Annotated in this window: 25 protein-coding genes and 1 riboswitch; of the genes, 15 read left to right on the forward strand and 10 right to left on the reverse strand. The window is 67.5% G+C overall.

Annotated elements, in window-relative coordinates; translation table 11 throughout:
* Window positions 1-63: 63 nt before the first annotated feature.
* Window positions 64-810, reverse strand: coding sequence for an SDR family NAD(P)-dependent oxidoreductase (locus CFB43_RS03865; protein WP_089445009.1), 747 nt, complete (start codon window positions 808-810; stop codon window positions 64-66).
* 180 nt (window positions 811-990) lie between these two features.
* Window positions 991-1,091: riboswitch (ZMP/ZTP riboswitch) on the forward strand.
* A gap of 137 nt (window positions 1,092-1,228) precedes the next feature.
* Between CFB43_RS03865 and glyA the strand changes: the two genes are divergently transcribed.
* The 7 genes from glyA to CFB43_RS03905 all read left to right on the forward strand — a co-directional run bounded on the left by glyA (window position 1,229) and on the right by CFB43_RS03905 (window position 6,017).
* Entirely contained in the window at window positions 1,229-2,476 is a 1,248-nt protein-coding gene (gene glyA / locus CFB43_RS03875; RefSeq protein ID WP_021157166.1) for a serine hydroxymethyltransferase, read from the forward strand.
* 6 nt (window positions 2,477-2,482) lie between these two features.
* Window positions 2,483-2,962: a transcriptional regulator NrdR gene (gene nrdR, locus CFB43_RS03880; protein ID WP_006476792.1), complete on the forward strand. Its 480-nt coding sequence runs from the start codon at window positions 2,483-2,485 to the stop codon at window positions 2,960-2,962.
* 153 nt (window positions 2,963-3,115) lie between these two features.
* On the forward strand, window positions 3,116-3,679 hold the full coding sequence (locus CFB43_RS03885) for a GspH/FimT family pseudopilin (protein ID WP_089494169.1): 564 nt from the start codon (window positions 3,116-3,118) through the stop codon (window positions 3,677-3,679).
* The gene (locus tag CFB43_RS03890; RefSeq protein ID WP_373452527.1) at window positions 3,676-4,086 is read left to right on the forward strand and encodes a type IV pilus modification PilV family protein; all 411 of its coding nucleotides are present in this window, start codon (window positions 3,676-3,678) and stop codon (window positions 4,084-4,086) included. Before CFB43_RS03885 ends, CFB43_RS03890 begins: the two co-directional genes overlap by 4 nt.
* On the forward strand, window positions 4,076-4,909 hold the full coding sequence (locus CFB43_RS03895) for a PilW family protein (protein WP_089494170.1): 834 nt from the start codon (window positions 4,076-4,078) through the stop codon (window positions 4,907-4,909). Before CFB43_RS03890 ends, CFB43_RS03895 begins: the two co-directional genes overlap by 11 nt.
* 203 nt (window positions 4,910-5,112) lie before the next feature.
* Entirely contained in the window at window positions 5,113-5,574 is a 462-nt protein-coding gene (locus tag CFB43_RS03900) for a pilus assembly protein (RefSeq protein ID WP_089495242.1), read from the forward strand.
* Entirely contained in the window at window positions 5,571-6,017 is a 447-nt protein-coding gene (locus CFB43_RS03905) for a type IV pilin protein (RefSeq protein WP_089494171.1), read from the forward strand. The genes CFB43_RS03900 and CFB43_RS03905 overlap by 4 nt, the downstream gene beginning before the upstream one ends.
* Window positions 6,018-6,071: 54 nt before the next feature.
* On the opposite strand, the gene CFB43_RS03910 is transcribed toward CFB43_RS03905, so the two are convergent.
* From CFB43_RS03910 to CFB43_RS37530, 4 genes are all read right to left on the reverse strand, one after another.
* Complete coding sequence (locus CFB43_RS03910; RefSeq protein ID WP_089494172.1) at window positions 6,072-6,515, reverse strand: DUF3318 domain-containing protein; 444 nt, start codon at window positions 6,513-6,515, stop codon at window positions 6,072-6,074.
* Between the two features lie 43 nt (window positions 6,516-6,558).
* Window positions 6,559-6,948: a phage holin family protein gene (locus CFB43_RS03915; RefSeq protein WP_089494173.1), complete on the reverse strand. Its 390-nt coding sequence runs from the start codon at window positions 6,946-6,948 to the stop codon at window positions 6,559-6,561.
* A gap of 123 nt (window positions 6,949-7,071) precedes the next feature.
* Window positions 7,072-7,374, reverse strand: a complete 303-nt coding sequence (locus CFB43_RS03920) for a DUF883 family protein (protein WP_006494044.1) — start codon at window positions 7,372-7,374, stop codon at window positions 7,072-7,074.
* Between the two features lie 19 nt (window positions 7,375-7,393).
* On the reverse strand, window positions 7,394-7,693 hold the full coding sequence (locus tag CFB43_RS37530) for a hypothetical protein (protein WP_144023035.1): 300 nt from the start codon (window positions 7,691-7,693) through the stop codon (window positions 7,394-7,396).
* Between CFB43_RS37530 and CFB43_RS03925 the strand changes: the two genes are divergently transcribed.
* Window positions 7,692-8,330: a peroxiredoxin gene (locus CFB43_RS03925; RefSeq protein WP_069247250.1), complete on the forward strand. Its 639-nt coding sequence runs from the start codon at window positions 7,692-7,694 to the stop codon at window positions 8,328-8,330. The genes CFB43_RS37530 and CFB43_RS03925 overlap by 2 nt on opposite strands.
* A 150-nt stretch (window positions 8,331-8,480) precedes the next feature.
* Here CFB43_RS03925 and CFB43_RS03930 read toward each other — a convergent pair whose 3' ends face one another.
* Window positions 8,481-9,668 (reverse strand): acyl-CoA dehydrogenase, encoded by a 1,188-nt coding sequence (locus CFB43_RS03930; RefSeq protein ID WP_046545018.1) that lies wholly within the window; start codon window positions 9,666-9,668, stop codon window positions 8,481-8,483.
* Window positions 9,669-9,979: 311 nt separating this feature from the next.
* Here CFB43_RS03930 and CFB43_RS03935 point away from each other — a divergent pair, with 311 nt between their 5' ends.
* Both CFB43_RS03935 and CFB43_RS03940 read left to right on the forward strand, forming a co-directional pair.
* A complete protein-coding gene (locus CFB43_RS03935; protein ID WP_089494174.1) occupies window positions 9,980-10,771 on the forward strand; it encodes an IclR family transcriptional regulator in 792 nt (263 codons plus the stop codon).
* A 132-nt stretch (window positions 10,772-10,903) separates the two neighbouring features.
* Window positions 10,904-11,314 carry a GFA family protein gene (locus tag CFB43_RS03940; protein WP_089494175.1) on the forward strand — a complete coding sequence of 137 codons (411 nt, stop codon included), beginning with the start codon at window positions 10,904-10,906 and terminating at the stop codon, window positions 11,312-11,314.
* Window positions 11,315-11,519: 205 nt separating this feature from the next.
* Here the strand turns inward: CFB43_RS03940 and CFB43_RS03945 are convergent, their stop codons facing one another.
* The gene (locus tag CFB43_RS03945) at window positions 11,520-12,323 is read right to left on the reverse strand and encodes an EAL domain-containing protein (RefSeq protein WP_089424610.1); all 804 of its coding nucleotides are present in this window, start codon (window positions 12,321-12,323) and stop codon (window positions 11,520-11,522) included.
* A gap of 364 nt (window positions 12,324-12,687) precedes the next feature.
* Here CFB43_RS03945 and CFB43_RS03955 point away from each other — a divergent pair, with 364 nt between their 5' ends.
* From CFB43_RS03955 to fahA, 5 genes are read left to right on the forward strand one after another with little or no spacing between them, the layout of a single operon-like run.
* Window positions 12,688-14,349 (forward strand): FAD-dependent oxidoreductase, encoded by a 1,662-nt coding sequence (locus CFB43_RS03955; protein WP_089494176.1) that lies wholly within the window; start codon window positions 12,688-12,690, stop codon window positions 14,347-14,349.
* A gap of 28 nt (window positions 14,350-14,377) precedes the next feature.
* Window positions 14,378-14,608 carry a DUF2783 domain-containing protein gene (locus CFB43_RS03960; RefSeq protein ID WP_069247256.1) on the forward strand — a complete coding sequence of 77 codons (231 nt, stop codon included), beginning with the start codon at window positions 14,378-14,380 and terminating at the stop codon, window positions 14,606-14,608.
* The gene (locus CFB43_RS03965) at window positions 14,605-15,966 is read left to right on the forward strand and encodes an MFS transporter (RefSeq protein WP_089494177.1); all 1,362 of its coding nucleotides are present in this window, start codon (window positions 14,605-14,607) and stop codon (window positions 15,964-15,966) included. The genes CFB43_RS03960 and CFB43_RS03965 overlap by 4 nt, the downstream gene beginning before the upstream one ends.
* Window positions 15,967-15,981: 15 nt before the next feature.
* Window positions 15,982-17,316 (forward strand): homogentisate 1,2-dioxygenase, encoded by a 1,335-nt coding sequence (hmgA, locus tag CFB43_RS03970; RefSeq protein ID WP_089494178.1) that lies wholly within the window; start codon window positions 15,982-15,984, stop codon window positions 17,314-17,316.
* Complete coding sequence (gene fahA, locus CFB43_RS03975; protein WP_089494179.1) at window positions 17,313-18,617, forward strand: fumarylacetoacetase; 1,305 nt, start codon at window positions 17,313-17,315, stop codon at window positions 18,615-18,617. Before hmgA ends, fahA begins: the two co-directional genes overlap by 4 nt.
* Window positions 18,618-18,768: 151 nt before the next feature.
* Here the strand turns inward: fahA and CFB43_RS03980 are convergent, their stop codons facing one another.
* The 3 genes from CFB43_RS03980 to bluB form a co-directional block, all read right to left on the reverse strand.
* Window positions 18,769-19,929, reverse strand: coding sequence for an MFS transporter (locus CFB43_RS03980; protein ID WP_089494180.1), 1,161 nt, complete (start codon window positions 19,927-19,929; stop codon window positions 18,769-18,771).
* A 93-nt stretch (window positions 19,930-20,022) separates the two neighbouring features.
* On the reverse strand, window positions 20,023-21,192 hold the full coding sequence (locus CFB43_RS03985) for an MFS transporter (RefSeq protein ID WP_089494181.1): 1,170 nt from the start codon (window positions 21,190-21,192) through the stop codon (window positions 20,023-20,025).
* A gap of 234 nt (window positions 21,193-21,426) precedes the next feature.
* Window positions 21,427-22,191 carry a 5,6-dimethylbenzimidazole synthase gene (gene bluB, locus CFB43_RS03990; RefSeq protein WP_089494182.1) on the reverse strand — a complete coding sequence of 255 codons (765 nt, stop codon included), beginning with the start codon at window positions 22,189-22,191 and terminating at the stop codon, window positions 21,427-21,429.
* Window positions 22,192-22,201: the final 10 nt, after the last annotated feature.

A 22,201-nucleotide genomic window follows, 5' to 3' on the forward strand; every position in this document is an offset into this window, starting at 1 on the left:
AACGGAATGTAGTATGTCGTAGCACACCGCGGGCCGGCCCGGAGGGGGCTGGCCCGCGTGGCTTCAGCCGCGGTGGACGGTCGGGCCGCCGGGAGCTTGCGCGATCGGCATCAGCTCGATCGTGTTGACGTTGACATGCGCCGGGCGGGTCGCGATCCAGTAGATCGTGTCGGCGATGTCCTCGGGCATCAGCGGCTGGACATTGTTGTAGACGTTCGCCGCTTTGGCGTCGTCGCCGCGATAGCGGACGTTCGAGAATTCGGTGCCGCCGCACAGGCCAGGCTCGATGTCGGTGACGCGCAGCGGCGTGCCGAGCAGGTCGGCGCGCAGGTTCAGGCTGAATTGTCTGACGAAAGCCTTGGTCGCGCCGTAGACGTTGCCGCCCGCATAAGGGTACGAACCCGCGACCGAGCCGAGATTGAAGATGTGGCCGCGGCCGCGGTCGATCATGCCGGGCAGCAGCGCGTGCGTGACCGTGACGAGGCCCGTGCAGTTCGTGTCGATCATCGTGTGCCATTCGTCGAGACTGGCCTTTTGGGCCGGCTCGACGCCGAGCGCGAGGCCGGCGTTGTTGACGAGCACGTCGAGCGCCGCGAATTCGGCGGGAAGGGCGGCCGGCACGGCCTCGACGGCCGCGCGATCGCGTACGTCGAGCTCGAGCGGCAGAAGGGAATCGCCGAGTTCGGCGGCGAGCGCATCGAGACGATCCTTGCGGCGCGCGGTCGCGACGACGCGGTGGCCTCCCTTGACGAAGGCACGGGCGATGGCGGCGCCGAAGCCGGCGGACGCGCCTGTGACGAACACGATCATTGCTGCTCCTGGTGAATGACAAAATAGCGAGTGGTATCCCGCAAGCCTACTGAGATTGCCGCACCGCGGCAAGGCGGCACAGCGTTCCCGCACGGGCGCGTAGAGTCTGGCCCCAATTGCTTCCGGCGCACCGCCGTGCGGTTGCCTATTCATGACGCATCCAATACACTAACGCGCTCATCACCCCTGCGTGACTGGCGATAGAACCCTTCGGGTTCAAGGTGGAGCATCCCACCGTGAAGCGCGGGGCGCCGTTTTTGCCGTTCGCCTGGGCAGCCGTTGTGCGCCGTCGCGTGCATCGCCGGTGGCTGTCCTGCCTCGCGTCATACGGATTCTTCCGCCACGTCGAGCTGGTCCCGCCAGCAGCGCACCGTACTCGGCCGCTCCGGTCAACCTGTACACACTTAACGGAAACCGTATGTTTGACAGAGCCCAAAGCACCATTGCGAACGTCGATCCCGAAATCTTTGCCGCGATCGAGCAGGAAAACCGCCGCCAGGAAGATCACATCGAGCTGATCGCGTCGGAAAACTACACGAGCCCGGCCGTGATGGCCGCGCAAGGTTCGCAACTCACGAACAAGTACGCCGAAGGGTATCCGGGCAAGCGCTACTACGGCGGCTGCGAATACGTGGATGTGGTCGAGCAACTGGCGATCGACCGCGTGAAGCAGCTGTTCGGCGCGGAAGCCGCGAACGTGCAGCCGAACTCGGGTTCGCAGGCGAACCAGGGCGTGTTCTTCGCGATGCTCAAGCCGGGCGACACGATCATGGGCATGAGCCTCGCGCACGGCGGCCACCTGACGCACGGCTCGCCGGTGAACATGTCGGGCAAGTGGTTCAACGTGGTGAGCTACGGCCTGAACGAAAACGAAGACATCGACTACGAAGCCGCCGAGAAGCTCGCGCAGGAACACAAGCCGAAGCTGATCGTCGCGGGTGCGTCGGCGTTCTCGCTGAAGATCGATTTCGAGCGTCTGGCGAAGATCGCGAAGTCGGTCGGTGCGTACCTGATGGTCGACATGGCCCACTACGCCGGCCTGATCGCGGCAGGCGTGTACCCGAACCCGGTGCCGCACGCGGATTTCGTGACGACGACGACGCACAAGAGCCTGCGCGGCCCGCGCGGCGGCGTGATCCTGATGAAGGCGGAGTACGAGAAGCCGATCAACTCGGCGATCTTCCCGGGGATCCAGGGCGGCCCGCTGATGCACGTGATCGCGGGCAAGGCGGTGGCGTTCAAGGAAGCGCTGTCGCCGGAGTTCAAGGCGTACCAGGAGAAGGTGGTCGAGAACGCCCGCGTGCTGGCTGAAACGCTGGTGAAGCGCGGCCTGCGGATCGTGTCGGGCCGCACGGAAAGCCACGTGATGCTGGTGGACCTGCGTGCGAAGAACATCACGGGCAAGGCAGCGGAAGCGGCACTGGGCGCGGCGCACATCACGGTGAACAAGAACGCGATCCCGAACGATCCGGAAAAGCCGTTCGTGACGAGCGGCGTGCGCCTGGGTTCGCCGGCGATGACGACGCGCGGCTTCGGTCCGGCGGAAGCGGAGCAGGTGGGCAACCTGATCGCGGACGTGCTGGACAATCCGGAAGATGCAGCGACGATCGAGCGCGTGCGCGCGCAGGTCGCCGAGCTGACCAAGCGTTTCCCGGTCTATCGCTGATCGACGATGCGCTGCCCGTTCTGCCGGCATGACGACACGCAGGTCGTGGATTCCCGCGTGTCCGAAGATGGCGCCGCGATCCGGCGGCGCCGTCGCTGCTCGGCTTGCGACAAGCGCTTCACGACGTACGAGCGGGTCGAGCTGTCCCTGCCGTTCGTCGTGAAGAAGGACGGCAGCCGCACGGAATTCGACCGTCGCAAGATCGTCGCCAGTATGCAACTCGCGCTGCGCAAGCGGCCGGTCGCTGCCGACGCGATCGACGCGGCGGTCGCCCGCATCGAATATCAACTGCTCGCGACAGGCGAGCGCGAAGTGCGTAGCGAGAAACTCGGCGAACTCGTGATGAACGAGTTGCGCGGGCTCGATACGATCGCTTATGTCCGCTTCGCATCGGTGTATCGCCGGTTCGAGGACGTTTCCGAATTTGCCGACGTGATCGAAGAGTTCCGTCGCGCCTCTCCCGCCAAGACTCCCCGTAAGCGCTGACGCGCTGCGTTCGTTCATCGTCTTCTCCGTTGGGTCAGTTCGCGCCGATTGTGTCGGTCGCGATCGCATGCCGCCAGTCAGCCATTCGGCAAATGGTGCGTGTCCGCACGTGTCGCTACAGTCGTCGCATCACCTTGGTGAAGGACGACTGCGATGGGACTGCACGCTCAACCCCTGAAAAATGTATTGCGACGTGCGGGCGGATTCACGCTCGTCGAACTGATGGTTGCCATCTCGCTGGCGGCCGGGCTCGCGCTTTATGCTGCGCCTGCGTTCGACCAGTGGCGCATGCGCGAACGCGTGGATGCACGCTCGCGCGCGTTGCTCGGCGCGCTGTCGTTTGCACGTACCGAGGCGACGCGTCTCGGCGTGCGCGTCACGCTGTGCCGGGCGGGTAGCGCCGGCACCTGTCTGCGTGCGGGTGAACGGTGTGATCCGGCTGAATGGTCGTGTGACTGGATCGTCAGCGGGCAGGTCGACGGGCAGTCGCGCGTGCTGCGGCGCTATCCGCGCGATGCCGAAGTGGCCGTCGCGGGTGCCGCGCACGATCTCGCGTTCGCACCGCCGGTCGGTCAGGCAATCGGTGGTATCCGGCGCTTCGAATTGCGTTCGCGACGCGACGTGCCGGGTGCGGACGATGCGCATGCATCGCGTTGCGTGCGGATCGCGGCAGGCGGGCGGGCCCGGGTTGTCGCCGGCCGTTGCGGCGCGGCGTGAGCGTCCTGCGCAACGCCATGCGCGGCACGTCGCTGATCGAAGCGATGCTGGCCATCGCGCTGCTCGCGACCGTTATGCTGGCTGTAGCGGGCAGCCAGCTTGCGATGGCGCGTGCGCAGCGCGCGACGATCTGGCGTGAACGCGCGCTGTGGCTGGCCGATGCACGTATCGAGCGCTTGCACGTTGCTGCGGAGGCCGGTGATGACCTCGCGGCGCGGGCCACGGCGTCGCTGCCCGGCGGCGCGATGACGCGCGGTGATGGGCCGGACGGCGTTCGCTACACGGTTGTCGGCTGGCGCGGTGGCAATGCGGCCACCGGGCCGCGATGCGAAGCGGCGGGAAGCTCGGCGCAGCCGCCGTCGTGCGTCCGGATTCCGTATCGGGAGGCGGAATCCGATGAACGCTGATCGCCGCATGCGTGCACATACGTTGCTTGAAGTGTTGATTGCGATGACCGTCGGTCTGCTAGTGCTCGCGGCGGCCGGTGCGCTGTACCACGCGCAGCGCGTCGCACAGCGGCGCGCGGACGACGGATTCCGGATGCGCGATGCGGCTGGCGCCGCACTGATGCTGATCGGCCAGCAGATCCAGATGGCCGGATTTCGGCCGCTCGATTTGGAAGGTGTCACGTCGTTGCCGCCCGTGTTCGGCTGTTCGATGGCGCGCGTGAGGGGAGCGGGCGCGCAGGTACGGTGCGAGCCCGTGCGCGGTGCGTCGGACGCATTGCTGATCCGCTATGTCGGCGATGCCGTGTCGACGTGGCTCACCGTGAGCGGCCAGGTGTCGGATTGCCTCGGGCAGGGTGTCGGCGTGTCCGGCGAACGTGCGCCGGTGGAGAACCGCTTCGATGTGCACACCAGTCCGTCGACGGGCGAGCCTGAACTGTATTGCGAAGGAAGCGGCCGTCCGGGCACGCCGCAGCCGGTCGTGTCGGGAATCGATCAGTTACGGGTGCGCTATCTTCGCCGCGGCGGCACGCAGTTCGTCGAGGCCGACGCATTGCGCGGCGACGACTGGCGCGATGTCGTGGCCGTGCATGTCTGCGTGCGGGCGCGCGGCGAACCGACGGGCGAGCCGGTGCGGCACGTCGACTGCGACGGCCGCACGGTCGTTGCGCAAGACGGCCGCGTGCGTCTGACGCTCGATCGCATCGTCGCGTTGCGCAATGCCGCGCGCACATTCGACGATACGTCGCGTGATGCCACGGATGAACGCGAGGTGCCGCGATGAACGGAGCGAGGCAATATGCGCGCAAGAGGGCGCGGTGCGTTGCGACACGCAACATGCATGAGCGAATCGATACACGCTGTGACGGTCCGCGGCAGGCTGCAGGTGCGAAAGTCCAAACAGCGAGCCAGCAAGCGCCGTACAGACATTTGCGGTCAGCCAGCCGCGAGTGGCGTCGCGACGCGGGCCTCGCATTGCCTGCGGTGATCGCGGTTGGCGCGGCGGTGGCGGCGCTGACCGGCACGTGGTTCGAAGCAGCACTGACGGAATCGCGCCGCACGCGCGCATTATCCGATCGGCTGGTCGCATTCCACGCAGCCGATGCCGCGCTGGCAGCGTGCACCGCGCGATTGCGCCGTGGCGCGGCGCCGTACGTGAGCGCAGGCGAGTCGCACGAGGAGCCCGACGCGTGGCGGCGCATGCCGGCGCTGGTGGCCGCCGAAGCGTTCGCGCCGTTCGCCGGATGGCCGATGGCCGTTCAACCGCCTCGATGCCTGATCGAAGCGTGGCGCGGGGCGGGGCCGGCCGGCGGCCGCGCTTACGTCGTCACCGCGCGTGGCGTCGGTGCGCATGCATCGAGCGCAGTCTGGTTGCAGCACCAGGTCGCGATCCGTGATGGACACATCGTCGCCCTGCACTGGCGTCGCGTCGCGACGGTACTTCGATGAATGGTCGCGCGTCCGTGTACCGCTCGGCGGGATTCACGCTGATCGAACTGATGATCGTGCTCGCGATCGTTGCAGTGTTGGCCGGATGGGGCGTCCCGTCGTATCGCGAGCATGTCGTGCGCGTTCATCGCGCGTCGGCGGTCGCCGCGTTGTACCGCGCGGCCCAATATCTCGAAACACTGGACGGTGTGCCGCCATCGGCATTGCCGATGGCGCTCACGCAAGCGCCGCCGGACGGGCGCGCAGTCTATCGACTGGCGATCAGGCGGCCGGACCGCGACGATTCGCCGGTGAGCTATGACCTGGAGGCCATCCCGCTCGACACGGGCCCGATGCACGACGACGCGTGCGGTGCATTCACGCTGCGTTCGGACGGGACGAAAGGCAATGTGCGAAGTGGCGGCGCCGACGGACAGATCGCGGCGTGCTGGGGCGTGCGTTGAGTGCGGCAAGGCGCGCCACGGCGCTTGGCCGTGCGCGCGGGATGCCGACGACGGTCAGTCGTCGTGCGTGTCGAGACCACGCTCGTCGCGGGACTGCTTCCAGATCCGGTAGACCTCCCATGCAGCGAAACCGAGGGTGCCCCACTTCAGCGCGGGGCCCGCACTCGCGCGCAGCAGCGAGCGAACGGGTTTGGCGAGCACGAGCGATGCGAGCGAGCTCAGCATCGGATACTGGTTGACGAGCTGTCCGAGGTTCGCGTTCAGGTTCTTGGCAGACTGGCTGAACTTGTTGCTGGACAGGCCGGGGATGAACACCTTGAGCCAGCTGAAGCGCGTCACCGCGCGGCGCATGTCGCCGGCGGCTTCCGCGAGTTCGAGCCGCTCGACTTCGGATCGCAGGATCAGCAGTTCCTTGCGGAGCGCGCGATGCTGCGACGCGCTCCAGTTCGATCGCGACGAATGGGAGCGGGGTGGATTGCCCGTGACGTTCTGGCTCATGGCGCGTCGGCGAAGTAGGTGGGAGGGGTGAGCGCGATTGCGTTCACGGCTTGCCGCGGAACAGTTCGCGGTCTTTCTCGAGTTCGGCGAGCGTCGCCTCGAATACGGTCGGCGCGTCGCGCAGGCCCGAGCGGGCCTTCAATGCGCATGCGATCCCGCTTGCGGCATACAGCGCGGTGATCGCCGCGAGCGACTGCCATCGGTAGGTATCCCAGAACGCGATCGCGATGAGCACGGTCAGGCTGATGAGCGCCATCGTGGCGAGCATCATCGCGGCGAGCCCGAGGAACAGCACGCCCATCAGGCGCTCCTTCTCCTCGGCAAGCTCGATGCCCACCAGTTCGAGGCGCGTTTGCAGAAGGCCGATCGCGGAGCCGACGAGGCGGCGCAGCGGTCCTTGGCCGGACGGCTGCGAGGGGGTGTCTGTCGTCATGGGTAAGGTGCGTGCGCGTGCAGTGTGCAGCCAGGACAAAGCCGGCAGGCGGAAACCGCCGGCTGGCCTCGACGCCCGCAAGCCGCACAACGCGGCCCACGGGACGAAACAGCGCAGAGCGCGTTACTTGCGGTTGATCAGCAGGCCGATCAGCACGCCAACGCCGGCGGCGACGCCGATCGACGTCCACGGATGCTCGTGCACGTAGTCGTCGGTCGCGCGTGCGGCCTTCTTGCCCTTCTCGACCACCACGACCTGGACGTCGGCCGCCTTTTCCTTGGCCTGCTTGAGGCGCGACATGGCTTTCTCGCGCAGCTCGGCCGCACGGTCGCCCGTGCTGCTCGCAGCTTGCTTGAGCAGGTCTTCGGCGTCCGAGAGAACGGTTTTGATATCCGACATCAGTTTCTCCTTGTTGATTTCCGACATTGCAACTCCCTTCGTGCTGTCATGCTGCAGGTTCACATCGTAGCGAAACGCCTGCCTGCTGGCGAGCCGGGAAGACACACAACGGCAGTGCAAGACCGCATGGTAAACGACTCGTAATCATCAACAGAGCGGCAAACGGGGTGAAAAGTTTCCCTGCGGCCGCCTGTCCGGCACCGGCACCAGGCAAAAATGACAAAAAAGTATGAATATCAAACGGAATAATCGTTCGCACGCCCCATTGCTTCCCGTAAGCTGACAGACTTTCCCGCGCCGATCCGGGCGCGGTTTCAACCAGCATCGTTCGAGGAGGGAACATCATGAGTCTGCGTCTTGGCGACATCGCACCGGATTTCGAGCAGGAATCGAGCCTGGGCCCGATCAAGTTTCACGAATGGCTCGGCAACAGCTGGGGCGTCCTGTTCTCCCATCCGGCCGATTACACGCCGGTGTGCACGACCGAACTCGGGCTGACCTCGAAGCTGAAGGGCGAATTCGAGAAACGCAATGTAAAAGTGATCGCGCTGTCGGTCGACGGTGTCGAGTCGCACAAGGGCTGGATCAACGACATCAACGACACGCAGTCGACGGTCGTCGGCTTCCCGATCATCGCCGATGCGGACCGCAAGGTTTCGCAGCTGTACGACATGATCCACCCGAACGCGAACGAAACGCTGACGGTGCGTTCGCTGTTCGTGATCGACCCGAACAAGAAGGTGCGGCTCACCATCACGTACCCGGCCAGCACGGGGCGCAACTTCGACGAAGTGCTGCGCGTGATCGACTCGCTGCAGCTGACCGACAACTACAAGGTCGCGACGCCCGGCAACTGGAAGGACGGCGACGACGTCGTGATCGTCCCGTCGCTGCAGGATCCGGAAGAGCTGAAGAAGCGCTTCCCGAAGGGCTTCAACGCGGTGCGTCCGTATCTGCGCCTCACGCCCCAGCCGAACAAGTAAGCATCGGCTGCAGAGGAGCGCGCTACCGGGCCGGCGGCACGGTGCGCGGATCCGATGAAAAACGGCCCGTCCGGCATGACTGCCGGGCGGGCCGTGTTTTTTGCGCGAGCACGGCGCGGCGCGGTTGCCGCGCTCGCCGCATCCGGACGATCAGAAGAATGCCTGGATGCCCGTTTGCGCGCGGCCGAGGATCAGTGCGTGGATGTCGTGCGTGCCTTCGTACGTGTTGACCACTTCGAGGTTCACGAGGTGGCGCGCGACGCCGAATTCGTCGGAGATACCGTTGCCGCCGAGCATGTCGCGCGCGAGTCGTGCGATGTCGAGCGCCTTGCCGCACGAGTTGCGCTTCATGATCGACGTGATCTCGACGGCCGCCGTGCCTTCGTCCTTCATCCGGCCGAGGCGCAGCACGCCTTGCAGGCCGAGCGTGATTTCGGTCTGCATGTCGGCGAGCTTCTTCTGGATCAGCTGGTTCGCGGCGAGCGGCCGGCCGAACTGCTGGCGGTCGAGCACGTACTGGCGCGCGGTGTGCCAGCAGGACTCGGCGGCGCCGAGCGCGCCCCATGCGATCCCGTAGCGCGCCGAGTTCAGGCACGTGAACGGGCCGCGCAGGCCGCTCACGTTCGGCATCAGGTTCTCTTCCGGCACGAACACCTCGTCGAGGACGATCTCGCCGGTGATCGACGCGCGCAGCCCGACCTTGCCGTGGATCGCGGGCGCCGACAGGCCTTTCCAGCCTTTCTCGAGGATGAAGCCGCGGATCGCGTCCTTGCCGTTCTCTTCGAGCTTCGCCCACACGACGAACACGTCGGCGATCGGGGAGTTCGTGATCCACATCTTCGCGCCGGACAGCGAGTAGCCGCCGGGCACTTTCTTCGCGCGGGTGACCATGCTGCCCGGATCGGAGCCGTGGTTCGGCTCGGTCAGCCCGAAGCAGCCGATCCATTCGCCGGTGGCGAGTTTCGGCAGGTATTTCTGCTTCTGCGCGTCGGAGCCGAATTCGTGGATCGGGACCATCACGAGCGACGACTGCACGGACATCATCGACCGGTAGCCCGAGTCGACGCGCTCGACTTCGCGGGCGATCAGGCCGTAGCTCACGTAATTGAGGCCGGGGCCGCCGTATTCCTCGGGAATCGTCGGGCCGAGCAGGCCGACTTCGCCCATTTCGCGGAAGATTTCGGCGTCGGTGCGTTCGTGGCGGAACGCTTCGGTGACGCGCGGTGCGAGCTTGTCCTGCGCGTACGCCTGCGCGGCATCACGCACCATCCGCTCTTCTTCGGTCAGTTGCTGGTCGAGCAGCAGCGGATCGTCCCAATGAAAAGTTGCAGCACTCATCGTCTCATCTCCTGTCGACCCGAGTTAGCGCTTTAGCGCTTACTCGGGTCCCATGCTTCGCGGTCGACCCGGGTTGGCACTTCAGCGCTTCCCCGGGTCCCATGCTTTGCGGTCGACCCGAGTTGGCACTTCAGCGCTTCCCCGGGTCCCATGCTTTGCGGTCGACCCGGGTTGGCACTTCAGCGCTTCCCCGGATCCCACGCTGTACGGTCAGTCCCTGATTTAGCCGGGCTTGTTGCCTGAGAGTTTGCTTGACGGAAGTTCCGCTGTGCGGAACAATGTTTTGCAAATCGAACCCAGTGTAGCACCAGATGACACTTTCAACCATCGACGAAACCACGATCGACGAACGCAAGTTCGTCGTCGCGCTCGCGCGCGGGCTCGACCTGCTGCGCGCATTCCGGCCCGGGGAGACGATGCTCGGCAACCGCGACTTCGCGGAGCGCACCGGGTTGCCGAAGGCGACGGTGAACCGGCTCGCTTACACGCTGACCGTGCTCGGCTACCTGCGTTACGACGAGACGCTCGGAAAGTATGCGCTCGACGCCGGCGTGCTGTCGCTCGGCTACGCGCTGCTGTCGGGCTCGGGCACGATCGACCTCGCGCGGCCGCACATGCAGGCGCTCGCGCGCGACATCGGCGCGGCCGTGTCGCTCGGCTGCCGCGACGGGCTCGACATGATCTACCTGGAGACGATCCGCAGCGAGACCGCGCTGACGCTCGGGCTCGCGCCCGGTTCGCGGCTGTCGATGCTGACGAGCTCGATGGGGCGCGCGTACCTGGCCGTGCAGCCGGAAGACGTGCGCCGCGCGCTTTATGCGGAGCTGCATCGTGCGGCCGGCGGCGGGGCCGACGCCGATGCGCTCGTCGCCGCCGCGCAGCAGGCGGTGGCCGAGTTCTCGGCGGGGGGCTGCTGCTATTCGTTCCGGGCGTGGCACATGGACGTCAACGCGGCGGCCGTCCCGTTTCGCGAACCGCGCGAGGGGCGCTGGCTGATCCTGAGCTGCAGCGGCCCTGCATCGTCGATGGACGAGGACGTGTTCCGTACGCAGGTCGGGCCGAAGTTGAAGGCGCTCGCGCAGCGGCTCGGGCAGACGGCCTGAGCGACGGGCGCGCGCGGTGGGGTGCCGTCGCCGGTACGGTCGGCAGCGCCCGGGCGTGACACCGCCGCCGGTTGTGCCACGAACGAACCGCGCGCATGATCGTTCGCCAGCTCACCGACGAAGAGGTTTGCCATGTCTCACGCAGAATCGATGGAAGGCGGATGCGCATGTGGCGCGATCCGGTACCGGATCACCCGTGTTCCGGCCGACGCCGGTTTTTGCCACTGCCGGCTCTGTCAGCGCACGACCGGCGCGGCGGTGGTCGCGTCGGCATCGGTGCCGATCGACGCGTTCGAATACCTGCAAGGCGAGCCGACCGTATATGCGTCGAGCGCGTGGGGCGAGCGGCGCTTTTGCGGCCGTTGCGGCGCGCAGCTCGACTACCGGCTCAGTGATGCACCCAGGACGGTCGAGATCAATTACGCGACGCTCGACGAGCCGTCGCGGCTACGTCCGGCCTGGCATGTCTGGTATGGGGATCGCTTCCCGGGCATCGAGATCGACGACGATCTGCCCAAGTACGATGACGGTGGAAGGGCGTAAGCGGTAGGTCACCGCCGACATCGACCGTGCCGGCAACGAGGCGCGCGCGTTCCCGCTAAGCCGGTCTTTCCACGAGGCCGGCAACCACCGGCCGGACCTCGGACGACGGGGCGAGCCAGGCGGCCCGATCCCCACGTTACATCACCTGCATTCCACTGTCGGCACGCGACGCCCCACGTGTGCGAACCCCCTCATCCACCGAGGCTCAGGCCGTCACGACCTTCGCAAACACGGGCCCCTGCATGAACCGGACGTCGTACTGGCGCAGCAGCTCGCACTGCGTTTCGTCGACGACACCGTCGAAGATCAGCGGAATCCGCACGCGCTGCGCATACGCGACGAGCGCCTTGACCATCCCGTCGCGCAACGCGATGCCCGCATCCATCTTGATGTAGTCCGGGCGCGCCATCTCCGATTCGACCGCGAGGATGCGGCCCGGGTCCGGCAGCTTGTCGGCGACCTTGAAGCCGTGATGCTGATAGCTGCGCGTCAGGTAGCCGAGGAAGGTCTTGTGCGCGACCGCGACCGCCGGCAGCTCGATCACGATCCGCTCGGCCGGCAGCCCGAAGCGCTGCAACACCGACGAGAAGTGCTTGCCGTGGTCGTACTTCACGCTCTTCAGCAGCCGTTCGTGCACGCGCAGGAACAGCAGCCCATGGCGCTGCGCGCCAAAGAAATTGATCGCGTGCAGCGCGCGCGACAGGCGGTCGATCGCGACGAGCGTCTGGTCGTCGACGGCCGAGTCGACCGGATCGTGCGGCGCGCCCGTGACGACCGTCACGGCCTGGAAGCCGAGCTCGTCGCCGTAGCGCTCGATCGCGTCGGCGAACGACGTCGATTGCGGTGCGCCCGGCATCGTCACGTCGTAGATCGGTTCGTAGGCGCTGCCGAGCGTGCGCTCGGGCAGGTTCGCGCTTGCGGTGCCGCCATCGGCGAGCGCGAGGTGATCCCGCAGATACGGCAGTTGCCCGGCACGGGCGACCAGCTCGGGAATGGTGGGCGGAATCATCGGCGTAAGAAGGAAAAACGGCGGCCGAACGGGCCGCCTCGTAGCTTGATATTAGCAGCGCCGGCCAAGCTCGGCTCGGCGTTTCGTTCATATGGTTATCCCGTCGTCGACGCTTCGCCTAGGGTTTACGTTGATTTCACTATTCGTAATTGGTTTTACTATTCGTAAATCCAGGATTTGTCGCCGATCAAGAAATGCGGCATGCGGGCGCCGCTAAACGGCGCCGTTCACGAATCAACAGGAAGCAAGGAGCGAGACGTGGCGGTTGACAGGAATGGCACGCGGGAGAGCGGCGCGGCGCGCCGGCAGGCGACGGGCGGGATGACGGGCGTGCCGGCCCGCGCCCGGCAGGGTTGAGGAGCGGATGGCGACCATGAGCATCGATTACCAGACGCTGAAGTTCGAATACCGCCCGCGTGCGCAGGACACGACCGTTCACCCGGTGATCGTCGTCGGCGCGGGCCCGGTGGGCCTCGCGGCCGCGATCGACCTCGCGCAGCAGGGCGTGAGCGTCGTGCTGCTCGACGACGACGACACGCTGTCGACCGGCTCGCGCGCGATCTGCTTCGCGAAGCGCACGCTCGAGATCTTCGACCGGCTCGGCTGCGGCGAGCGCTTCGTCGACAAGGGCGTGAGCTGGCACGTCGGCAAGGTGTTCCTGCAGGACGAGCAGCTGTACGCGTTCGACCTGCTGCCCGAGGAAGGGCATGCGCGCCCCGCGTTCATCAACCTGCAGCAGTACTACGTCGAAGGCTACCTGGCCGACCGCGCGTTCGCGCTGCCGAACATCGACATCCGCTGGAAGCACAAGGTCACGGGCATCGACCAGTCGGCCGAACACGCGGTGCTGACGATCGAAACGCCGGAGGGCGTCACGACGCTGCGCGCGCAGTACGTGATCGCGGCCGACGGCTCGCGCAGCCCGATGCGCACGATGATGGGCCTCGAAAGCCACGGCCGCACGTTCAAGGACCGTTTCCTGATCGCCGACGTGAAGATGAAGGCGGAGTTTCCGACCGAGCGCTGGTTCTGGTTCGACCCGCCGTTTCACCCGAATCAGTCGGTGCTGCTGCATCGCCAGCCCGACAACGTATGGCGCATCGACTTCCAGCTGGGCTGGGATGCCGACCCGGTCGCCGAGAAGCAGCCGGAGCGCGTGATCCCGCGCGTGCGTGCACTGCTCGGGCCGGACGTCGAGTTCGAGCTCGAATGGGTGAGCGTCTATACGTTCCGCTGCCAGCGGATGGACACGTTCCGGCACGGCCGTGTGCTGTTCGCGGGCGATTCCGCGCACGGCGTGTCGCCGTTCGGCGCGCGCGGCGCGAACAGCGGCGTGCAGGATGCCGACAACCTCGCGTGGAAACTGAAGCTCGTGCTCGACGGCCGGTCGGCCGACAGCCTGCTCGACACGTATGCGAGCGAGCGTGAATTCGCAGCCGACGAGAACATCCGCAACTCGACGCGCTCGACCGACTTCATCACGCCGAAGAGCCCGGTGTCGCGCGTGTTCCGCGACGCGACGCTGAAGCTTGCACGCGACTGCGAATTCGCGCGCAAGCTCGTGAACAGCGGCCGCCTGTCGGTGCCGGCGGTGCTCGCCGATTCGCCGCTGAACACGCCGGACCGCAACGGCGACGCCTTCGCGGGCGCAATGCGGCCGGGCGCGGCGGCGGCCGATGCGCCGGTGCGTACGCAAGGCGCGTCGGGCTGGCTGCTGCAGCAACTGGGCAGCGGCTTCACCGGCATGCTGTTCGGGTTGCCGGGCGATGCGGCCGCGCTTGCGCAGGCGCTCGACGGCCTCGCGCTGCCGGTGCGGCCCGTGCTCGTCGTGCCGGCCGGGCACGCACAAGCGGTCGCGGGTGTCGTCGTCGTGGAGGACGTCGACGGCTTCGCCGCGCAACGCTACGACGCGAAGCCCGGCACGTTCTACCTGCTGCGTCCCGACCAGCACGTGTGCGCGCGCACGCGCACGCTCGACCGTCAGGCGCTGGCCGACGCACTGGCGCGCGCGACCTGCGCACGCTGAAAACGATAAAGACACCGGAGACTCCGTCATGCCCCCACTCGACACCCGCCCGCGCCTGGCTGATCCGGACGCGTTCTACGAAGCGCTGATCGACATGCATCGCGACCTGTCCGACGCCGACAGCCAGCTCGTCAACGCGAAGCTGATCCTGCTGCTCGCGAACCAGATCGGCGACGCCGACGTGCTGCGCGAAGCGATGGCGCTCGCGCGCCAGGGCGTGACGCCGCCCGTGCATCCGGCCGCCGAGGTGACGCAATGAGCGCGGCGCCGGCCGACGCGCGCGTGCTCGAAGTCGAGCGCGTGATCGACGAGACCCATCGCCCGGGTTTCCACTGGATGCTGCTCGTGTTGTGCGGGCTGTGCCTCGTGATCGACGGGTTCGATGCGCAGGCGATGGGCTACGTCGCACCGAGCGTGATCGCCGAATGGGGCGTGCCGAAGCAGGCGCTGGGGCCGGTGTTCAGCGCGAGCCTGTTCGGGATGCTGCTCGGCGCGCTCGGGCTGTCGGTGCTGGCCGACCGGATCGGGCGGCGCCCGGTGCTGATCGGCTCGACGCTGTTCTTCGCGGTGACGATGCTCGCGACGCCGTTCGCAGGTTCGATCCCGGTGCTGATGGCGCTGCGCTTCGTCACGGGCCTCGGCCTCGGCTGCATCATGCCGAACGCGATGGCGCTGGTCGGCGAGTTCAGCCCGGCCGCGCATCGCGTGAAGCGGATGATGATCGTGTCGTGCGGCTTCACGCTCGGCGCGGCGATCGGCGGCTTCATCAGCGCCGCGCTGATTCCGGCGCTCGGCTGGCGGTCGGTGTTCTTCGTCGGCGGCGCGGTGCCGCTCGTGCTGACGATCGCGATGGTCGCGCGGCTGCCGGAGTCGCTGCAGTTCCTGGTGCTGAAAGGGCGCGTCGCGCAGGCACGCGCGTGGCTCGCGCATTTCGCGCCGCAGGCCGGCATCGATGCGAACACGCGGCTCGTCGTGCGCGAGCGCGCCGCGACCGGCGCGCCGGTCGCCGAGCTGTTCAGCCACGGCCGCCTGCCGGTCACGCTGCTGCTGTGGGCGATCAGCTTCATGAACCTGATCGATCTGTACTTCCTGTCGAACTGGCTGCCGACCGTGATGCGCGACGCGGGCTATTCGCCGGGCACGGCGGTGATCGTCGGCACGGTGCTGCAGACGGGCGGCGTGATCGGCACGCTGTCGCTCGGCTGGTTCATCGAACGCTACGGCTTCGTGCGCGTGCTGTTCGCCTGCTTCGCGTGCGCGGCCGTGTCGGTGGGGCTGATCGGCTCGGTCGCGCATGCGCTGCCGTGGCTGCTGGTGGTGGTGTTCGCGGGCGGGTTCTGCGTGGTCGGCGGGCAACCGGCCGTGAACGCGCTCGCGGGCCAGTATTACCCGACGTCGCTGCGCTCGACGGGCATCGGCTGGAGCCTCGGCATCGGCCGGATCGGCTCGGTGCTCGGGCCGCTCGTCGGCGGACAACTGATTGCGCTCAACTGGTCGAACGGTGCGCTGTTCCACGCGGCCGCGGTGCCCGTGCTGTGCTCGGCGCTGTTCGTCCTCGGGCTTGCCGGCGTAACGCGGCGAAGCGGCGCGCAGGCGCCGAACGCCGCGATGAATTGAGGGAGAAAGGAAACGATGACGCTTGACCTGTCGAAACCGGCAACCGCCGGCTACCAGAGCGGCTTCGCGAACGAATTCGCGACCGAGGCATTGCCCGGCGCGCTGCCGCATGGCCGCAACTCGCCGCAGCGCGCGCCGTACGGGCTGTATGCGGAGCAGCTGTCGGGCACGGCGTTCACCGCGCCGCGCGGCCACAACCGCCGCTCGTGGCTGTACCGCATCCGCCCGGCGGCCGTGCACCGGCCGTTCGAGCCGTATGCGGGCCCGCAGCGGCTCGTGTCGGAATTCGCTGATTCGGCCGACGTGCCGCCGACACCGCCGAACCAGCTGCGCTGGGATCCGCTGCCGATGCCGGTCGAGCCGACCGATTTCGTCGACGGGCTCGTGACGATGGCCGGCAACGGTTCGGCCGCCGCGATGAACGGCTGCGCGATCCACCTGTACGCGGCGAACCGCTCGATGCAGGACCGCTTCTTCTACAGCGCGGACGGCGAACTGCTGATCGTGCCGCAGCAGGGGCGCTTGTTCATCGCGACCGAATTCGGCCGGGTCGACGTCGAGCCGTTCGAGATCGCGGTGATCCCGCGCGGCGTGCGTTTTGCCGTCACGCTGCCGGACGGCGATGCGCACGGCTATATCTGCGAGAACTTCGGCGCCCAGCTGCGCCTGCCGGATCTCGGCCCGATCGGTTCGAACGGTCTCGCGAACCCGCGCGACTTCCTGACGCCGCACGCCGCTTACGAAGACCGCGAAGGCGCGTTCGAGCTGATCGCGAAGCTGAACGGCCGGCTGTGGCGCGCGGACATCGGCCATTCGCCGCTCGACGTCGTCGCGTGGCACGGCAACTACGCGCCCTACAAGTACGACCTGCGCCTGTTCAACACGATCGGCTCGATCAGCTACGACCATCCCGATCCGTCGATCTTCCTGGTGCTGCAGTCGCAGAGCGACACGCCGGGCGTCGACACGATCGACTTCGTGATCTTCCCGCCGCGCTGGCTCGCGGCCGAGGATACGTTCCGCCCGCCCTGGTTCCACCGCAACGTCGCGAGCGAGTTCATGGGGCTCGTGCACGGCGCTTATGACGCGAAGGCCGAAGGTTTCGTGCCGGGCGGCGCGAGCCTGCACAACTGCATGTCGGGCCACGGGCCCGACGCGGATACGTTCGAGAAGGCGTCCGCGAGCGACACGACGAAGCCGCACAAGGTCGACGCGACGATGGCGTTCATGTTCGAAACCCGCACGCTGATCCGGCCGACGCGCTACGCGCTCGACACCGCGCAGCTGCAGGCCGACTACTTCGAATGCTGGCAAGGCATCAAGAAACATTTCAATCCGGAGCAAAAATGAGCGATACCCAAGACTGGCGCGCGACGCTCGACCCGGCCCGCAAGAGCTGGGTCGAGACGGCGAACGACGCCGCCTGCGATTTCCCGATCCAGAACCTGCCGTTCGGGATCTTCAGCGATGCGAAGCAAGCGTCGCGCCGTGCGGGTGTGGCGCTCGGCGATCAGATCGTCGATCTCGCTGCGCTCGCGCGTGCGGGCCTCGTGACGCTGCCGGCCGGCGCCGACGTGTTCGCCGCGCCGGCGCTCAATGCATTCATCGCGCTCGGCCGTGACGCATGGCGTAGCGTGCGCGTGCAGCTGTCCGACCTGTTTTCGCGCGACAACGCGCGGTTGCGCGACGATACGGCGCTGCGCGCACAGGTGCTCGTCGCGCAGCGCGACGCGACGCTGCATCTGCCGGTCGACATTCCCGGCTATACCGATTTCTATTCGTCGAAGGAGCACGCGACCAACGTCGGCTCGATGTTCCGTGATCCGAAGAATGCGCTGCTGCCGAACTGGTCGGAGATGCCGATCGGCTACAACGGCCGCGCGTCGTCGGTGGTCGTGAGCGGCACGCCGGTGCGGCGCCCGAACGGGCAACTGAAGTTGCCCGACCAGGATCGCCCGGTGTTCGGTGCGTGCCGCAAGCTCGACATCGAGCTGGAGACGGGTTTCATCGTCGGGAAGGGCAACGCGCTCGGCGAGCCGATCGCGTGCGAGGACGCGCAAGCGCATATCTTCGGGATGGTGCTGCTGAACGACTGGAGCGCGCGCGACATCCAGCAGTGGGAATACGTGCCGCTCGGGCCGTTCAATTCGAAGGGCTTCGCGACGACGATCTCGCCGTGGATCGTCACGCTCGACGCGCTCGAACCGTTCCGCGTCGCGCAGCCGGAGCAGTCGCCGCAGCCGCTCGCGTATCTGCAGCACGCGGGCAAGCATGGGTTCGACATCGCGCTGGAAGTGACGCTGCGCGCGGAAGGGGCGGCCGAAGCCACGTCGATCAGCCGCACGAACTTCAAGCACATGTACTGGACGATGGCGCAGCAGCTCGCGCATCACACGGTTGCCGGCTGCAACACGCGCGTGGGCGACCTGATGGGTTCGGGCACGATCAGCGGGCCGACGAAGGATTCGTTCGGCAGCCTGCTCGAACTGACGTGGAACGGCAAGGAGCCGGTCACGCTGAACGGTGGCGGCAGCCGCACGTTCATCGAGGACGGCGACGAGCTGACGCTCGCCGGGTGGTGCCAGGGCGACGGTTATCGGGTCGGCTTCGGCACGTGCGTCGGCAAGATCCTGCCGGCGTTGAAAGCGTAACGCGCAACGTAGTGCGACCATGAGCACGACGGCCCGCATTGCGCGGGCCGTCGTCGCTTTCGCAGTGTGACCGGTGTATCGGCGGACGGGCGGCGCGTGTTCGCACCGTCGCCGTTGGGGCAGCGCGCCGCGGAGTGCTCGTGCCCCAGTGTCAAACCGCGCGCTGCAGCGCGGCGCGGCGCTCCCACAGCGCGGCCGCGACGAACGCCGCGACGCAGACGACCAGCACGCCAACCAGCGCGTGGCTGCCCAGTTGTTCCATCAACGCGCCGGCGACCAGCGGGCCGCCGAAGCTCGCGGCGCTCCACGACGCCGACACGAGCGAGCTCGCGGTGACGAGCGCCGCACCGCGGAAGCGTTCGCCGCACGCGACGAGCGACAGCGTGTAGATGCTGCCGGCTGCCGCGCCGAGCACGAAGAGCAACGGCCAGCACAGCCACGGTTTGGCGATCACGAACGGCAGCAGCGGCAGGCCGGCGAGCACGATCCAGCCTGCGCCGAGGTGCACGCGTTCGCGGCCGAGCTTGTCCGCGAGCCAGCCGATCGGGAACTGCATCGCGGTATCGCCGAACAGCATGATCGACGCGAGCAGCACGGCGGTGGCGCTCGCGACGCCGTGATCCATCGCATAGAGCGGCAGCAGCGACAGCGCGAGCGTATCGAACAGCGCGAAGAAGCCGGTGCCGATGATCAGCGCGGGCATGCGCGGCAGGATGTCGAGCCAGCGGCCGTGCGCTTCGTGATGCGCGTCGTCGCCGGCGAGCGGCGCGCGCCGGATCGTCGCAAGCGTCGGCAGCGCGAGCAGGAACAGCGCGCCGCACAGCGCGAAGCGGATGCTCGTCGCGCCCGCGATCTGGCTCACGAGCACGGGGCCCGCCATCTGGAACAGCGTGAAATTGGTCGCGTAGATCGCGACGACGCGGCCGCGCGTCGAATCGTCGGCGAGCTGGTTGACCCATGCCTCGCCGATCGTGAACAGCAGCATCAGCGCGGCGCCGCACAGCACGCGCAGCGCGCCCCACAGGATCAGGTTCGACGTGAACTGCATCAGCGCGGTGGCCGCCGCGAGCAGCACGACCGACACGACGATCGCGCGGCGCGAGCCGATATGCCGCGCGAGCGCGGTGACGAACGGGACGATCGCGAGGCCGCCGAGGGCCTGCGCGGCCGTCAGCATGCCGACGACGTTGGTGCCGTGCCCGGCTTCGGTCAGTGCGAGTGCGGTGAGCGGCAGCGTGGCGCCGGTGCCGAGACCGACGACCGCGACGCTCAGGATGAGTGCGAGGAAATCGCGATTAAGAATGGCTTTCATCGGCGGGGATGCTACACCGCGGACCTTGAAAGGTCCATGAAGGCCATCAGCTTTGAGTGGAGTTGTGCTCGCAACGATTTCAGCAGGGTTGCGTCATACATACTCGGTCGGTACGGCCACCGGTCGACGTTCGAGCGACGCCGACCATAGCGTGAGCGCGAGCGCCGCGACGGCCATCGCGACGCCGACCCACGGCAGGTTCACGAGCGACACGCCGGAGCCGATCGCCATCCCGCCGAGCCATGCGCCGGTCGCGTTGCCGAGGTTGAACGCGCCCTGGTTCAGCGTCGACGCGAGGTTCGGCGCGTCGCTGGCGCGGTCGACGATCAGGATCTGCAGCGGCGGCACGATCGCGAACGCGAGGATGCCCCACACGAAGATCGTCGCGAGTGCGGCGAACGGCAGGTGCATCGTGCCCGCGAACAGCGCGAGGACCACGCCGATCAGCGCGAGCGTCGCGATCAGCGCCGGCATCCGGCGCCAGTCGGCGAGCTTGCCGCCGAGTGTGCCGCCCACCGTCAGCCCGAGGCCGAACAGCAGCAGCACGTAAGTGACCTGGCGCGGCGAGAAGCCCGTCACGTCCTCGAGGATCGGCGTGATGTACGTGAACACGCTGAACAGGCTGGCCGAGGCGAGCACGCTGATGCCGAGCACCATCAGCACCTGTGGATGCTTCAGCACGCTGAATTCGCGCGTGATGCTGGTGTCGGGCATCGCGAGATGCTTCGGCAGGCAGACGGCAAGCGCGGCGGCCGCGGCAATGCCGATGCCGGTGACGGCCCAGAACGTCGCGCGCCAGCCGTATGCCTGGCCGAGCGCGGTGCCGAGCGGCACACCGAGCACGTTCGCGAGCGTGAGGCCGGTGAACATCAGCGCGATCGCCTGCGCGCGACGGTTCGGCGCGACGAGGTTGCTCGCGACCACCGAGCCGATCCCGAAGAACGCGCCGTGGCAGAACGCGGTGACGACGCGCGCGGCCATCAGCACCGCATAGCCCGGGGCGGTCGCGCAGAACAGGTTGCCCGCGATGAACAGCCCGATCAGGCCCATCAGCGCACGCTTGCGCGGCATCTTCGCGGTGACGATCGCGAGGATCGGCGCACCGATCGTCACGCCGAGCGCATAGCCCGACACGAGCATGCCGGCGGCCGGGATCGACACGCCGAGATCGCGCGCGACATTGGGCAGCAGCCCCATGATCACGAACTCGGTGGTACCGATTCCAAATGCGGCGACGGCGAGGGCGAAAAGAGGTAAGGGCATCGCGGTGGGCTCGGGAAAAGCCGCCGCTCGGGCTGGCGCAGGATGCGCGGGACGGGCGGGCGGTAAGGCGAACGACAGCCGCGATTCTACTTCAGTGAAAACCCCTATGCTTGGGGCCAAAACGGTTGTTGCCGGCGAGCGACGGGATTGCCCGCGTCGCGCTCACAGTGTGGGATTCGGCGGGCTTTGCGGCGGGGGAATGGCGGGGGCGGAACGATGACGGCGGGGGGCTCGTCAGGCGATGCGTTCGCGGGAGCCGTCGACGCTTTCGGTCGATGCGCTTGCCAGGTCGGTGCCCGTTTCCGTTGCCGCATCCGCCCTGTCCGCAGGTGACGAAGGCGACCTTGCGGCATCGATCGCGGCCGGATCGTCCCAGCCGTTTTCGAACAGGCACGCCTCGATCGGCATCCGCGCGGCCCAACGTTCCTGCTCGAGCATCGGCTTCGCATAGAACGCGTCGACGTGCCCGACGCACAGCACCGCGATCGGCTTCGCGCCGTCGGGCATCCGCAGCAGCGCGCGCAGCGCATCGACGTCGAACAGCGATACCCAGCCCATCCCGAGCCCTTCGGCGCGGGCCGCGAGCCACATGTTCTGGATCGCGCAAGCCGCGGACGCGAGATCCATCTCCGGCAGCGTGCGACGGCCGAACACGTGGCGCTCGCGGCCGTCGGCGAGCGCGACGACCAGCAGCTCGCCGCATTCGCGCACGCCTTCGACCTTCAGCCGCATGAATTCGTCCTGGCGCTCGCCGAGCGCGTCGGCGGTCGCACGGCGCTCGGCCTCGACCAGCGCATGGATCGCGGTGCGCAGCGCCGGATCGGTGATGCGGATGAAGCGCCACGGCTGCATGAAGCCGACGCTCGGTGCGTGATGCGCCGCGCGCAGCAGGCGCGCGAGCACGGCGGGATCGACGGGCGCCGGCGTGAAGTGGCGCATGTCGCGCCGTTCGAAAATGGCGCGGTAGACGGCGGCGATGTCGGAATCGTCGAAACGCATGGACGGGAGG

Source organism: Burkholderia sp. AU15512, assembly GCF_002223325.1.
GTDB lineage: Bacteria > Pseudomonadota > Gammaproteobacteria > Burkholderiales > Burkholderiaceae > Burkholderia.

What these genes read in the sequence shown, in the direction of transcription:
- CFB43_RS03930 (WP_046545018.1), bottom strand. Translation starts at nt 9,668, where the DNA reads ATGAGTGCTGCAACTTTTCATTGGGACGATCCGCTGCTGCTCGACCAG.
- CFB43_RS03865 (WP_089445009.1), bottom strand. Translation starts at nt 810, where the DNA reads ATGATCGTGTTCGTCACAGGCGCGTCCGCCGGCTTCGGCGCCGCCATC.
- CFB43_RS03940 (WP_089494175.1), top strand. Translation starts at nt 10,904, where the DNA reads ATGTCTCACGCAGAATCGATGGAAGGCGGATGCGCATGTGGCGCGATC.
- CFB43_RS03945 (WP_089424610.1), bottom strand. Translation starts at nt 12,323, where the DNA reads ATGATTCCGCCCACCATTCCCGAGCTGGTCGCCCGTGCCGGGCAACTG.
- CFB43_RS03955 (WP_089494176.1), top strand. Translation starts at nt 12,688, where the DNA reads ATGGCGACCATGAGCATCGATTACCAGACGCTGAAGTTCGAATACCGC.
- CFB43_RS03925 (WP_069247250.1), top strand. Translation starts at nt 7,692, where the DNA reads ATGAGTCTGCGTCTTGGCGACATCGCACCGGATTTCGAGCAGGAATCG.
- fahA (WP_089494179.1), top strand. Translation starts at nt 17,313, where the DNA reads ATGAGCGATACCCAAGACTGGCGCGCGACGCTCGACCCGGCCCGCAAG.
- CFB43_RS03895 (WP_089494170.1), top strand. Translation starts at nt 4,076, where the DNA reads ATGAACGCTGATCGCCGCATGCGTGCACATACGTTGCTTGAAGTGTTG.
- CFB43_RS03935 (WP_089494174.1), top strand. Translation starts at nt 9,980, where the DNA reads ATGACACTTTCAACCATCGACGAAACCACGATCGACGAACGCAAGTTC.
- CFB43_RS03965 (WP_089494177.1), top strand. Translation starts at nt 14,605, where the DNA reads ATGAGCGCGGCGCCGGCCGACGCGCGCGTGCTCGAAGTCGAGCGCGTG.
- hmgA (WP_089494178.1), top strand. Translation starts at nt 15,982, where the DNA reads ATGACGCTTGACCTGTCGAAACCGGCAACCGCCGGCTACCAGAGCGGC.
- CFB43_RS03905 (WP_089494171.1), top strand. Translation starts at nt 5,571, where the DNA reads ATGAATGGTCGCGCGTCCGTGTACCGCTCGGCGGGATTCACGCTGATC.
- CFB43_RS03920 (WP_006494044.1), bottom strand. Translation starts at nt 7,374, where the DNA reads ATGTCGGAAATCAACAAGGAGAAACTGATGTCGGATATCAAAACCGTT.
- CFB43_RS03910 (WP_089494172.1), bottom strand. Translation starts at nt 6,515, where the DNA reads ATGAGCCAGAACGTCACGGGCAATCCACCCCGCTCCCATTCGTCGCGA.
- CFB43_RS03915 (WP_089494173.1), bottom strand. Translation starts at nt 6,948, where the DNA reads ATGACGACAGACACCCCCTCGCAGCCGTCCGGCCAAGGACCGCTGCGC.
- nrdR (WP_006476792.1), top strand. Translation starts at nt 2,483, where the DNA reads ATGCGCTGCCCGTTCTGCCGGCATGACGACACGCAGGTCGTGGATTCC.
- CFB43_RS03885 (WP_089494169.1), top strand. Translation starts at nt 3,116, where the DNA reads ATGGGACTGCACGCTCAACCCCTGAAAAATGTATTGCGACGTGCGGGC.
- CFB43_RS37530 (WP_144023035.1), bottom strand. Translation starts at nt 7,693, where the DNA reads ATGATGTTCCCTCCTCGAACGATGCTGGTTGAAACCGCGCCCGGATCG.
- CFB43_RS03960 (WP_069247256.1), top strand. Translation starts at nt 14,378, where the DNA reads ATGCCCCCACTCGACACCCGCCCGCGCCTGGCTGATCCGGACGCGTTC.
- glyA (WP_021157166.1), top strand. Translation starts at nt 1,229, where the DNA reads ATGTTTGACAGAGCCCAAAGCACCATTGCGAACGTCGATCCCGAAATC.
- bluB (WP_089494182.1), bottom strand. Translation starts at nt 22,191, where the DNA reads ATGCGTTTCGACGATTCCGACATCGCCGCCGTCTACCGCGCCATTTTC.
- CFB43_RS03980 (WP_089494180.1), bottom strand. Translation starts at nt 19,929, where the DNA reads ATGAAAGCCATTCTTAATCGCGATTTCCTCGCACTCATCCTGAGCGTC.
- CFB43_RS03985 (WP_089494181.1), bottom strand. Translation starts at nt 21,192, where the DNA reads ATGCCCTTACCTCTTTTCGCCCTCGCCGTCGCCGCATTTGGAATCGGT.